This window comes from Gammaproteobacteria bacterium (assembly GCA_013697705.1).
Lineage (GTDB): Bacteria > Pseudomonadota > Gammaproteobacteria > UBA6002 > UBA6002 > UBA6002.
Genome location: JACCWJ010000046.1, coordinates 26,475 through 38,550, shown reverse-complemented (window position 1 = coordinate 38,550; position 12,076 = coordinate 26,475). Strand labels below are relative to the sequence as shown.

At 41.1% G+C, this 12,076-nt stretch carries 9 protein-coding genes and 4 tRNA genes; 4 read left to right on the top strand and 9 right to left on the bottom strand.

Features of this window, described 5'->3' with window-relative positions:
• Positions 1-87: 87 nt before the first annotated feature.
• From lolD to H0U71_08865, 9 genes are all read right to left on the bottom strand, one after another.
• The gene (gene lolD, locus H0U71_08905; GenBank protein ID MBA2655163.1) at positions 88-789 is read right to left on the bottom strand and encodes a lipoprotein-releasing ABC transporter ATP-binding protein LolD; all 702 of its coding nucleotides are present in this window, start codon (positions 787-789) and stop codon (positions 88-90) included.
• A complete protein-coding gene (locus H0U71_08900; protein ID MBA2655162.1) occupies positions 782-2,032 on the bottom strand; it encodes a lipoprotein-releasing ABC transporter permease subunit in 1,251 nt (416 codons plus the stop codon). Before H0U71_08900 ends, lolD begins: the two co-directional genes overlap by 8 nt.
• 16 nt (positions 2,033-2,048) lie before the next feature.
• A tRNA-Leu gene (locus H0U71_08895) sits at positions 2,049-2,137 on the bottom strand.
• Positions 2,138-2,300: 163 nt separating this feature from the next.
• Positions 2,301-2,374 (bottom strand) — tRNA-Cys (locus tag H0U71_08890).
• Between the two features lie 66 nt (positions 2,375-2,440).
• Positions 2,441-2,516 (bottom strand) — tRNA-Gly (locus H0U71_08885).
• A gap of 12 nt (positions 2,517-2,528) precedes the next feature.
• Positions 2,529-3,092, bottom strand: coding sequence for a CDP-diacylglycerol--glycerol-3-phosphate 3-phosphatidyltransferase (gene pgsA, locus H0U71_08880; GenBank protein MBA2655161.1), 564 nt, complete (start codon positions 3,090-3,092; stop codon positions 2,529-2,531).
• A gap of 80 nt (positions 3,093-3,172) precedes the next feature.
• Positions 3,173-5,002, bottom strand: coding sequence for an excinuclease ABC subunit UvrC (gene uvrC / locus H0U71_08875; protein ID MBA2655160.1), 1,830 nt, complete (start codon positions 5,000-5,002; stop codon positions 3,173-3,175).
• Positions 5,003-5,199: 197 nt separating this feature from the next.
• Positions 5,200-5,856 (bottom strand): UvrY/SirA/GacA family response regulator transcription factor, encoded by a 657-nt coding sequence (gene uvrY / locus H0U71_08870; protein ID MBA2655159.1) that lies wholly within the window; start codon positions 5,854-5,856, stop codon positions 5,200-5,202.
• A 50-nt stretch (positions 5,857-5,906) separates the two neighbouring features.
• A tRNA-Ser gene (locus H0U71_08865) sits at positions 5,907-5,994 on the bottom strand.
• 113 nt (positions 5,995-6,107) lie between these two features.
• On the opposite strand from H0U71_08865, the gene H0U71_08860 reads away from it, so the two are divergent.
• The 4 genes from H0U71_08860 (at position 6,108) to H0U71_08845 (ending at position 10,769) form a co-directional block, all read left to right on the top strand.
• The gene (locus H0U71_08860; GenBank protein MBA2655158.1) at positions 6,108-6,779 is read left to right on the top strand and encodes a Bax inhibitor-1/YccA family protein; all 672 of its coding nucleotides are present in this window, start codon (positions 6,108-6,110) and stop codon (positions 6,777-6,779) included.
• A 91-nt stretch (positions 6,780-6,870) separates the two neighbouring features.
• Positions 6,871-7,785 (top strand): L,D-transpeptidase family protein, encoded by a 915-nt coding sequence (locus H0U71_08855; GenBank protein ID MBA2655157.1) that lies wholly within the window; start codon positions 6,871-6,873, stop codon positions 7,783-7,785.
• A 167-nt stretch (positions 7,786-7,952) separates the two neighbouring features.
• Positions 7,953-8,684: a murein L,D-transpeptidase catalytic domain family protein gene (locus H0U71_08850; protein ID MBA2655156.1), complete on the top strand. Its 732-nt coding sequence runs from the start codon at positions 7,953-7,955 to the stop codon at positions 8,682-8,684.
• 2,001 nt (positions 8,685-10,685) lie between these two features.
• Positions 10,686-10,769 carry a hypothetical protein gene (locus tag H0U71_08845; GenBank protein MBA2655155.1) on the top strand — a complete coding sequence of 28 codons (84 nt, stop codon included), beginning with the start codon at positions 10,686-10,688 and terminating at the stop codon, positions 10,767-10,769.
• Positions 10,770-12,076 lie beyond the last annotated feature (1,307 nt).

The following is a 12,076-nucleotide window of genomic DNA, read 5'->3' as shown; positions in this document are numbered from 1 at the left end:
ACTTTTGCTTTGATAGATTAACAACTACTAATAAAACCTATTAAGCCAACTGTGAAGCAATAAAACAACACAGGGTTTTTTTCGGAGTTATGTTAAGCTGCCGTTTTCTAGTGTGAGGGTTCGACCCATACGATCAGCAAAAGATAAATCATGGGTAACAATAATAAAGCTCGTCTTGAGGTCTTGATTGAGCTCTAACATTAATTCAAAAACTTGCATTGCCGTCTGTTTATCAAGATTTCCAGTAGGTTCATCTGCAAGCACACAAACGGGTTCTGTAACTAAGGCCCGACCGATCGCGACGCGTTGTCTCTCGCCTCCGGATAATTCTCCTAGACGATGTTTATGGCGTTTATCTAGACCTACCTTATTCAAAATAATTGCCGCCTTTTCTCGAGCATCCTTTAGAGAATCTCCTCGGATTAATAAAGGCATAGCCACATTTTCTAGCGCATTAAATTCAGCTAATAAGTGGTGGAATTGATAAATAAAACCTAAATATCGATTCCTAAGCAGTCCTTTTTTCGCAGTCGAGAGAGTATGAATATTAATCCCTGCCACCAATACTTCGCCGCTAGTCGGTTCATCAAGACCGCCTAATATTTGGAGAAAGGTACTCTTGCCTGCGCCTGATACTCCTAAAATTGCCAGCATTTCACTTGATTGCACACGAAAATCAGTTGCCTTTAAAACACTGATCTCAGTTTTTCCATCGGAAAAAATCTTCGTTACAGCCTTGCACTCTAAGACGGTTTGATCGGGAGAGTTAATCGGCGAGACGTTATTCATAGCGTAATGCTTCTACAGGTTCAGTTCTTGAAGCCTGCCACGCAGGATAAATTGTGGCGATAAAACTTAAAAATAATGCAATGCCTGATATTTGAAAAACATCGCGCCACTCTAAACGAGAAGGCAAATAATCAATAAAATAGACAGAGGATGATATAAAATGAGTATGAAGAAGACTTTGAAGGCCTTGAACCATAGCGGGCGCATTTAGCGCCAACAGTATGCCACTACCAATGCCTAATAAAGTACCAATGACGCCCACAATTCCACCTTGGACCATAAAAATAGCCATAATAGTGGCGGGACTAGCGCCTAAAGTACGAAGTATTGCAATCTCTGAACGTTTATCCGTAACCACCATTACTAAAGTGGAGACTAAATTGAATGCGGCGATACCAATAATCAATGTTAAAATAATAAACATCATTGATTTTTCCATTTGAATCGCTTTGAAATAACTTCCTAACATTCCTTGAGTCCAATTACCTATCGAAAATTCAGGCATTTGGGATTGCAGTCGTTCACTGATCATAGGGGCACTGTATACATCTGTTAGTTTCAATCGTAATCCCGAAACATTATTTTGCAGCTTAAACAGTTTTTGCGCATCGTGCATTTCTATAAATCCGATGCTGTCATCAATATTAAACCCACCTTCAGCATGGAATAATCCGGTCACAGTGAATCGTTTATATTGTGGCATGACGCCAATAGGCGAAACATTTACATCGGTCGTTAATACAGTGACTTTGTCACCTATTTGTAAACCTAAACCCTCAGCCATGCTTTCACCCAGAATTATTCCAAATTGGCCTGGTTTTAGATCATTAAAACTACCCTTGGTCATTGCCTCAAACATTTTGGATACGTTTTTTTCTTCATTGGGCAAAATACCCGTTAAGATGACAGGTTTTGCAGTACCCGAATTCGCCAACAATGCTTGGCCGGAAACAAACGGTGCCACCCCCGAGACTTGAGGCTCTTTCTGAACTTTATTTTTTACGCCTTGCCAATCTGGGATTTGTTGCATCATGTTTGTTACGGTGACTTGTTGTGCCATGTTGAACACACGACCGCTAATTTCATAGTTAAAACCGTTCATTACCGAAAGGACGGTGATGAGTACCATGACTCCCAAGGCAATGCCTAACATCGAAACTAATGAGATGAAAGAGATGAATTGATTGCGTCTTTTAGCGCGGATATAACGAAGGCCGATATAAAAAGGAAGGTATTTATACATCAATATTCTTTAATGTTGGTGCCCGGGGCCGGACTCGAACCGGCACGGGAGTCTCCCCCCGAGGGATTTTAAGTCCCTTGCGTCTACCTATTTCGCCACCCGGGCTTTTTACTTAAGTGCCGGTAAAGAAGAGCGTTCATCTTTGGCTGAATTAACTTAATTCACCACCCATAAATCGTTCTACCACTTCCGTTTCAGTTTATCTTGGTGGTAATCCAATTATAAACGTCTATCGCTTTCTAAATTCGCTGATTCACTGTGTATTCAATGGAGGCTGGGGTCGGAATCGAACCGGCGTCCACGGCTTTGCAGGCCGCTGCATAACCACTCTGCCACCCAGCCATAAACAAAATTCGGTAGGGAAAGAAAATATTTCCCTACCGAATTTTGGCTATAGAGAGATTAACTTGGAGCGGGAAACGAGACTCGAACTCGCGACCCCAACCTTGGCAAGGTTGTGCTCTACCAACTGAGCTATTCCCGCATCGATGGTGTATTATTCCTTTTCAGTTGATAAAGTCAAGTCTGGCCATGCTATTTTTAGGTACATCGCCATTGACCAAATAGTAAGCGCTGCCGCAACATACAATAAAAAACTACCGATCACCTGTAATAGAATATTGCTACCTGGGCGATAAAGCATCAGTAAAATGAGTGCAAGCATTTGCAAGACAGTTTTAATTTTAGCGACCATTGAGACTGCCATACTGGTGCGTTTGCCTAATTCTGCCATCCATTCACGCAAGGCAGAAACAACAATTTCGCGACCTACGATAATTGCCGCTGGGATGGACAAGTAAGGCAGACTCGATTCACCCACCACTAAAACTAAGGCAACCGCCACCATTAATTTATCTGCAACAGGATCAAGGAAGGCACCAAACTTCGTGGTTTGTTTTAGATTACGCGCTAAATACCCATCCAACCAATCCGTGAAGGCGGCTAATGTAAAGAGCGCAGCGGCGCTTAAATGCGCCCAGGAGACAGGTAAATAATAAAGAACAACCACAATGGGAACGAGAAGCAGGCGTAATAATGTGAGTAAATTAGGGAGGTTCATAATAATGCTCGTGATTTTTAAACGATTATAACGTAATACTTCTTTAAGGTCATGATAACATCTTTAAAAAAAATGAGTGCCTAACGGTGCAATGCATCAAAGATTTTTTGGGCAAGGCTTAGACTAATGCCTTGAACTTTTGCAATATCTTCAACACTGGCACGTTTGAGCTCTTGGATACCACCAAACTGACTAAGCAACTCTTTTCTTCGTTTTGCCCCAATACCTTCGATCTCTTCTAAAACTGACGTCGATCTAACTTTCGCTCTTTTTTTCCTGTGGGCTGTAATAGCAAATCGGTGCGCTTCGTCACGAATCTGTTGAATTAGATGCAATGCCAATGAGTCATGACTTAACTTTAAGGGCTGCTCTCTACCTGAAATAAATAATGTCTCCAGGCCAGGCTTTCTTCCCTCTCCTTTTGCAATAGAAACCAACATAACGCCACTAATTTGCAGCTCTTCCAAAACAATTTCGCCTTGGCGTAATTGACCCTTACCTCCATCGATAAATAGAACATCGGGGAGTTCACCCTCCCCTGTCTTGATGCGAGTATATCTCCTGGTCAACGCTTGGCGCAGCGCGGCGTAATCGTCTCCGTGCACCACCCCCTCAATATTAAAGCGTCGATAATCTTTTTTGAGAGGCCCTTCACTATTAAATACTACGCAAGAGGCTACGGTGGCTTCTCCGGAAGTATGACTCACATCAAAACATTCCATCCTTTGGGGGATATTCGTTAAATTGAGGGCTTGTTGTAATGCTTCCATGCGCCGGAACACACTTGCCTTCCCCGCTAAATGGCTTTCAAGTGTATGCTCTGCATTAGCTCGTGCCATCTTTAACCATTGCAAGTTTTTACCTCGACATTGATCGGAAAAGATCATTCTTTTACCCAGTTTTTCAGAGAGCGCATCTTGAATCCATTCTCGTTCATTCAATTCAATATTGAGTAACACACGCGAAGGAAGAGCCTGACTCCGAATAGGATTAAGATAATACTGTGGCAAGAAAGCGCTTAAGATTTCTCCATCAGTGGTGTTTTTAGGCATATTAGGGAAGTAAGACTTTGTGCCAATTAATTGACCTCCTCGAATCGTTAAGACATGAATACACGCCTCACTCATACGACTTGCAAGTGCCACTACATCGGTATCACCACGATAACTGGTGATGTATTGTTTCTCTTGAATGCGTCTCAAACTAACAATCTGATCTCGCACTCTTGCTGCCATTTCATATTCTAACGCTAGCGCTGCTTTATCCATTTTGGAGGCCAATTCATCAATGACTTGATTGTTTTTTCCTTCTAGAAATAACACAGCATATTTAACATTTTCTTGATAAGTGGGGGCATCAATATAGCCAACACACGGGGCTGTACATCGCTTGATGTGGTATTGCAAACAAGGACGACTACGGTTGGCAAAAAAACTATCGGAACATTGCCGAAGCTTAAACAGCTTTTGTAATAAGGTCAGCGTTTCACGCACAGCGCCAGCACTAGGATAAGGACCAAAATAGAGGCCGGTCGCTTGCTTGGAACCTCGATGAAAATCCAGACGCGGGAAATCTTGGTGCGCTGTTAGGTATAGAAAAGGGTAGGATTTATCATCTCTGAGCAAAATATTATAGCGGGGTTTGAATTGCTTAATAAGATTACTTTCAAGTAGCAATGCCTCATTATCACTTTTGGTAAGCGTGATGCTAATGTTTTTAACATGCTCAAGCAGTGTTTGCGTTTTGGTATCGTTAATTGTTCGCGTAAAATAACTAGCTAATCGCTTTTTTAAATTGCGTGCTTTCCCGACATAAAGCACATTAGCATTCTTATCAAACATTTGATAAACACCCGGCAAATTCGGAGCATTTTGCAAAAAAGATTTAAGATCGAAGCTAATGTCATTCATATAAATAAAGCATAAAGAGGCTAATATAAAAAGTGTTATTTTGTCAGACTAACTGGAACGTTCAGATTTGCGCGGAATTTCAATCAAAAATTAAAAGAAAAAGCGCAGCATACTCAAGTATGTGAGCAGTTTTCTTTTAATTTTTGATTGAAATTCGGCCAAATATGGACGTTCGCCTCTATAGGCTAATTAGCTAGTTATTTTTGAGTGCCAATGCTTGAAGAGTCGACTAAGCCATGACGTATGGCTAATAGAGTCAATTCCACATCATTTTTTACATCTAGCTTTTCAAATATACGATAGCGGTAACTGTTAACCGTTTTAGGACTTAAGTTTAATTTTTCTGATATTTCTTGAGGTTTGCAACCATGGGTAATCATAATCATTACCTGCAGCTCTCGTTCTGATAGTGAGCTAAAAGGAGATTCTTCTTTATCGGTGATGTGTTTGAATGCGAGCTGTTGTGCCACAGCAGGACTAATATATCGTTGGCCAGAATGAACCGCGCGAATGGCTTGCACCATTTCATCCATACTAGCATCTTTTGTTAAGTATCCCGCCGCTCCAGCTTGTAATAATTTAGCGGGGAACAAATCATCGTCACAAACGGTGACAACTAAAACTTTAATATCAGGATCTATGTGGAGTAATTTACGTGTTGCCTCTAGCCCGCCTATGCCAGGCATGCGGACGTCCATTAATACGACATCGGGTCTTATATTTCTTGCTATCTTAACTGCGTCTTCACCACTTCTCGCGTCGCCTATTACCTTTATCCCTTGAATATCATCAAGCATTCTTTTGATGCCAGTACGTACTAAGTCATGATCGTCAACTACTAATACTTTTATCAATGCATTCTCCGAAATACAACTAATAGTATATCTGGATTTAAATATACGTTTGGCGGAGAGGCAGGGATTCGAACCCTGGGAGGGTTTCCCCTCAACGGTTTTCAAGACCGCCGCTTTCGACCGCTCAGCCACCTCTCCAGTCGTATTGCAATAGTATATCTAAAATGATCAAATATTAGAAAGGTTTATCTCTATTTGATACCATAGCTAGGATAATCCTCGGATCACCAAGACTAAGCGAAGGAGTTTATATGCCATTTCAAAATTATTCTATAGTTAAATCAAAAGAATCTATATTAGGTTCTCACTCAGTACTTCGGAGTACTTATTTCTTACTTAGCCTGACATTACTCTTTAGTGCGGTCACCGCGGCTCTCTCTGTTTCTGTTCATGCTCGCCCTGGTTTCTTGTTAACGATCGTCGGAATGTTTGGCTTGTCTTATCTTACTCAAAAACTGCGTTATAGCCCTTGGGGACTCGTAGCAATTTTTGCCTTTACGGGTTTTATGGGTTTCACATTGGGGCCTATCCTTGACATGGTGATGAGAACCTATGCCAATGGAGGTCAAATCATTATGACGTCATTAGGCACAACAGGCCTGATCTTTTTGGCATTATCGGCTTACGTATTAACGACTCGCAAAAATTTTAGCTACCTGGGTGGATTCTTATTTATTGCCATGATGGTCGTTTTTTTAGGTGCCATAGCCGGCATTTTTTTACAGATGCCTGTATTTAATATCATTATCTCCGGCGCCTTTGCTTTAATCTCTTCTGCATATATTTTGTATACCACCAGTGCCATTATTCACGGTGGGGAAGATAGTTACATTATGGCCACAGCGTCACTCTATGTCTCGATCTTCAATTTGTTTGTAAGTCTCATACAAATTTTAAGTGCGTTTGCTGGCAATCGCGACTAAGTCTTCTACAATTTTAAAACAGTCATAAAAAGCTCAGTTAACTGAGCTTTTTATTTTAGGATTTTTTAAAACATGTTAAATGGAGTTAACTATGTTTAAAAAGATACCCGTTTTATTATTGTTTCTTGCCCCTGCACTGTATGGTGCCACCTATCCTATGCCCGCTCCTGGTAATGATCTCATTGGACAATTAATTACTGTTCAAGCCCAGTCAGGGGAAACTATTAATGACATCGGTGATAAATATGGCATTGGTTTACATGAGATGCTGGAAGCAAATCCTACTGTAAGTCAAAACGAACTTTATGGCGGTGAAGAGATTATTGTTCCCACCCAATTCGTGCTGCCTAAATATCGTAAAGGCATTGTGATTAATCTTGCAGAGTGCCGACTGTATTATTTCACTGCTGATGGAAGAGCGGTGTTAACTTATCCGGTGGGGTTAGGCCGTAAAGGATGGAGAACACCGACCACTTCGACGACAGTCATCCGAAAATGTGCCAATCCTGTCTGGACAGTTCCTGCAAGTATCCACAGTTACGTCTATGAACAAACGGGGAATTGGTTACCCAAAGTTGTTCCCCCTGGTCCTGAAAATCCCTTAGGACCCTATGCCATGTATTTAGGAACGCATGGTTATTTAATTCATGGCACTAATCAACCCTGGTCAATCGGTAAGCTTATCAGCGCCGGGTGTATTCGATTATATAATTCAGATGTGGGGGAATTATATCAACATGTCACTAATGGCACCCCCGTCAGGATTATTCATCAACCTTATAAAGCGGGCTGGCAATATGGTCGGCTCTATTTAGAGGCGCATATCCCCGTTAATATCGGAGAGCCCCCCAGCGATTTAAATATGATTTCAGCAGAGCGCTCCTTATTGTCGGCAGCGCATAAACGAACTGGCGATATAGATTGGGCATGTGTACGACAGATCGTGGAGCAACAAAATGGCATGCCCGAACCTGTTAGTAGCTATCAGTTTAGAGCTAATGACTAATCCTCTGGGCCTTATTTAAGGCCCAATTCTACAATATGGCAAATTTGCCTCATTTTTGGTATAATCCCCGACCTACTTAAAAGGCATTTATTCAATTTGATTATTGAAAGGTTATCAGAAAAATCTGAGGGCCTTTATTGTTTACCGATTTTTAGAGGTTCAAAAACATGCAAAATAAAGCAACTATAATAACAACCCTCATAATTTCATTTATGCTTATGAGTACTACATTATTTTACGCAAGTTCCGCTTCCTGCTCCCACCACAAACGTCACCTTCGAATCCCAACTCACATTCGCCTTCCCGTCATCACCCAAAGTGAAAGTGACAATAAGTGGGATGTTAACCCCAGAGTTTGGAATCTTGCATTAAAAGCATACAATAATGCTATGCAAAAAGGTTATATAAAACAAAAGGTTGTGACAATTATTGATTATTCACTTCCCTCCTCGGTCAAGCGCATGTGGGTAGTTGATGTGGGTAATAAGAAAGTCCTCTACCACACTTTAGTAGCGCACGGAAAATTTACCGGCGGACTTTTCGCAAAACATTTTTCTAATAAACCGGGTAGTCGCGCATCCAGTATCGGAACTTTTATTACCGAAAACACTTATATGGGTTCAAATGGATATTCTTTGCGTTTGCGAGGGTTAGAACCAGGATTCAACGAAAGAGCAGAGTCTAGAGCTATTGTGGTCCACGGCGCTTGGTATGCCACTCAGAATTTTGCCAGCCACCATGGTAGATTAGGCCTCAGCTGGGGTTGCCCAGCCGTTAGCCCTTTATTAGCTAAACCTATTATCAACCATATCAAGAATGGCACCCTCGTGTTTGCCTACTATCCTGACACGCAGTGGCTAGAGCACTCTCGGTTTTTAGCCGCTAATAGTATGGGTTAACTCAAAGCGAGTGGTCTGTCGATAGTCTTAAAAAACCCGGATTCCGCTTCGCTACATCCAGGCTACATGATAAGGGAAAAAGATAGTGCCTTTTAAGCGCCCTATGCAATTCTGTAATCGGTTCTAGAATTAGTAAATTCACTGATTGAATCCAATCACCTTTGTACTAAAGAAAAATTTGGTTTACTCAACGTCGTCGCGGTACAACATTTGCCAGGGCAAATTCAAACCTTATTTATTGGGGACGCCTAACATTGCCATAAGAATCTATGCCTCCTTGCTGCGCAGAGGTCTGAGATTGAAAGCTTTCCTCACTCGGCAAATTAGAGCCAAAGAAGTTTTGAGTACTATTCCATAAATTCTGTCTCTGCTGTAAAGGGAGCGCTGAATTTAAAGGTTGGGATGGAATTTGTAAGGGCCGTCGATTCGACAGATTTTCATTTTGATTATATATTTGAGGGGGGTATTGGTTCCCTAATTGACTATTCTGACGCGCTATTCGATGGAATGCCAAGTCTCCGGTTGGCGGCAGCATGAAAGAGGGAGTCCAAGGATCCTTTGGATTCTCAGGATCATATGAGTATGATAAAGGCGTTTGCAGAGGTGAGGGCTCTGCATATAGAAAACTTCTTTGAGGCGTAAACTGTTCATCTCTTCGGGTATATTGGCTTGCTATAGGAGGAGGTATAGAGTCAACCCTGGGAAATTGCTGAAAAGATTGAGCCCCAGAATTTTGTACTAGGGATGCATTATTAGAAAGCGGCAAAAGTTCTTGGATTGAGGACCTTATACCTTGAAGATGGTTATTCAGCTTTTCTTTTACAGTTTCGAGTACAAGCCTTTCTAATAAATTAGTCATGGGTATAAATATCAGCTCTTGTACTCTGGTCCGACCATAATATTCCATAAAAATATCAACAAATTGTTGCGCGAGGCTTTTAATACCCTCCAACCCTAATTGAGACAAAGGAGCATCGAATAGTTTTTGGTAGGCTGCCTCACCTATCTGTTGCATAGGCTCGCCCATTACTAGTTGCACTAATTCTTTCAGGGACGGTTCAATGGGTGTCGACAGTAATTGCTGTGTTGAATCTAACGATATTGAGGGACTCATATTTGCAGGTTGGGGGGAGTAAGAAGGTTGACCCAACTCTGATGGTAAAAAAATAGGAGTTGATTGCTTCGCAGAATTTGTATTAGGGCTATTTATATTAGAGGCCTGAGAGTTACCAGCACTGGTCGGGGTTGCTACCTGATTATTGTTATTGCAGTTATCAGCAATGTTAGTTGAGGAAGGCGATGAGACGTCATCTAGCTCATTAGGGGAAATTTCGGCCAATCTGTAACCCCGTTGTGCTGCTTGATCCTCCAATAAAATCAATTTCGGTTCACTGATTTTGTAATGTTGATTCCACCGTAGGAACTCTTCCTCGGAGAAATGAGCAGCCAATTTATTATATCTCTCACCATCCTTAATTATACAAATTGCCGGAATAGATGAAGCTGTCTTGCGTGATTTAAAAGCTCCCCGACGCGCATTTTTGATTGCCGTTCGAGAACATTCACCCCAAGAAGTAAAATGGAGATATTTAATTAGCTGCACATCCTCCTTTTCCTTCTTTTCAGTACACACTACCTTGCTAAAAACCCAATCCTTAGGTTTTATATGTTTTTCTTTTTTAAGAAATAGCTCGGTGTTTAGCCTTTTTGCCATTAAAGGTGACAGAGACAGGGTTTGTGCATCGGCCTCTACTTTGAAACAGTTATGTACATCGCCAATAGGCAGGTATTCTTTAGATCCACCCCATAAATCTGCAGCTAATGTCTTTAAATTTTTCGAAATTTCTCCTTTACGCATATAACAGCCAGTTTCTGCATCGTAATGGAACACTCCGGCAAACCCCAAATCCAGAACTAAGGCATTGTTATCATTAGAACTTAAGTTTTCCGTTGCAGCAGTATCGGGGGGGTTGTTTTCCAAATTAACATAAGACTCCTCCGTTGTGTTTGACGAAGGTTCGAATATTGGCGTTTGCTCAAAGGGTTCATCCCTACCAGGAGGTGGTGAAAACCGATTGGAAGTGAGAGAGGTAAATGGCATTGAAAATTGTTGTTCTAAATATTGTCGCAGCTTTTCACCGAGTGATTCACCAATACTCTCTTGCATAAATTTTTGAATTTGTTGAAGTATCAATTGTTGCTGTGACTGCTGAAGAGGGTGTTGCATAAAAGTTTGAACGAATTGTTGTGTTATATATTGCAAATATTCCTGAGTCGTTGCGTTTGAAGATTGTTTTATTACAATTTGAAAAACTTCATCACTAACTTTTTGTATAGATTGTCCCATGAGAAGATTCACTAATTCCTGCATCGGTCTCTCGATTTGAGGTGCTACTACGTCGTCAAGGAGCACTTTAGTTTGAGTTTGAGGTTGAGCCGAATCTTGGACCGGATCTAACGGCCTTAACTGCTGAGTGTTTATTGATGGAGTAGAGTATGGAGGATAATTCCAGTTTGATGATTGAGGAGTAAATGGGGAAACCCCGGAATTAATGGAAATATCACTATTATTGTTGTTGCTAGCATTAGTAGAACTTGAGAGAGAAAAGCTTGAATTATTATTGCAGTTATTCACATTATGGGGCGCGGTAGTGGAAATGGATGAGGCAATCGCCACCACATTTTGATCTGTGGTCTCTACGGCAGCATCATACTCAAAATCACCATACGACTCAAAGCTTGGGGAGCGGGTTACATTATTATTAACCTCTGAAATTTCTCTTCGATTTGATGATTGAGGAATTAAAAGTGGGGAACTAATCGGACTATGGTTATAATTGTTGCTTGGGTGGTGAAAGTTACTCGAACTTGATGAAAAAAAACGTTGATTATTATTACGATTATCAACAACTCGCGGCAAGCTAGCAGTAATAGAAGAGGCAGTTTCAGACAAATTTTGATCTTTGGTCCCAGGAGTTATACCTACTAATGCCGGATCATACTCAAAATCACCGTTCGATCCAACACTTAAGATATTGGTTATATTATTGAACCCTGGAATCTCTCCTTCATTAGATGGCCCTTTTCTTAAAATCTTGTTGGTCCACCATATTATGGTTTCATTAGTTGAGTCATTTGTGGCAATACGACTCTGATTAGATCGTTTTTTAGTGATTTCAGTTACCGGAGACAATGCAAGGGTGCTGTAGCCATACTCCTTCTTAAGAGAATCGTCTGTGAGAACCTGCAATGATAATTTTTCGTTCAATGCATGGGCCTTGCACCATTCACGAAAACCCTGGAGGGAAATTTTCAAAGCGTTAATGCAACTATAGTGCTTTGTTGTGCTATCCGGTAATAATTTTGTGGCTTGCAATGATATGGCGGTAAAG

What these genes read in the sequence shown, in the direction of transcription:
- lolD (MBA2655163.1), bottom strand. Translation starts at nt 789, where the DNA reads ATGAATAACGTCTCGCCGATTAACTCTCCCGATCAAACCGTCTTAGAG.
- H0U71_08900 (MBA2655162.1), bottom strand. Translation starts at nt 2,032, where the DNA reads ATGTATAAATACCTTCCTTTTTATATCGGCCTTCGTTATATCCGCGCT.
- pgsA (MBA2655161.1), bottom strand. Translation starts at nt 3,092, where the DNA reads ATGAACCTCCCTAATTTACTCACATTATTACGCCTGCTTCTCGTTCCC.
- uvrC (MBA2655160.1), bottom strand. Translation starts at nt 5,002, where the DNA reads ATGAATGACATTAGCTTCGATCTTAAATCTTTTTTGCAAAATGCTCCG.
- H0U71_08860 (MBA2655158.1), top strand. Translation starts at nt 6,108, where the DNA reads ATGCCATTTCAAAATTATTCTATAGTTAAATCAAAAGAATCTATATTA.
- H0U71_08855 (MBA2655157.1), top strand. Translation starts at nt 6,871, where the DNA reads ATGTTTAAAAAGATACCCGTTTTATTATTGTTTCTTGCCCCTGCACTG.
- H0U71_08850 (MBA2655156.1), top strand. Translation starts at nt 7,953, where the DNA reads ATGCAAAATAAAGCAACTATAATAACAACCCTCATAATTTCATTTATG.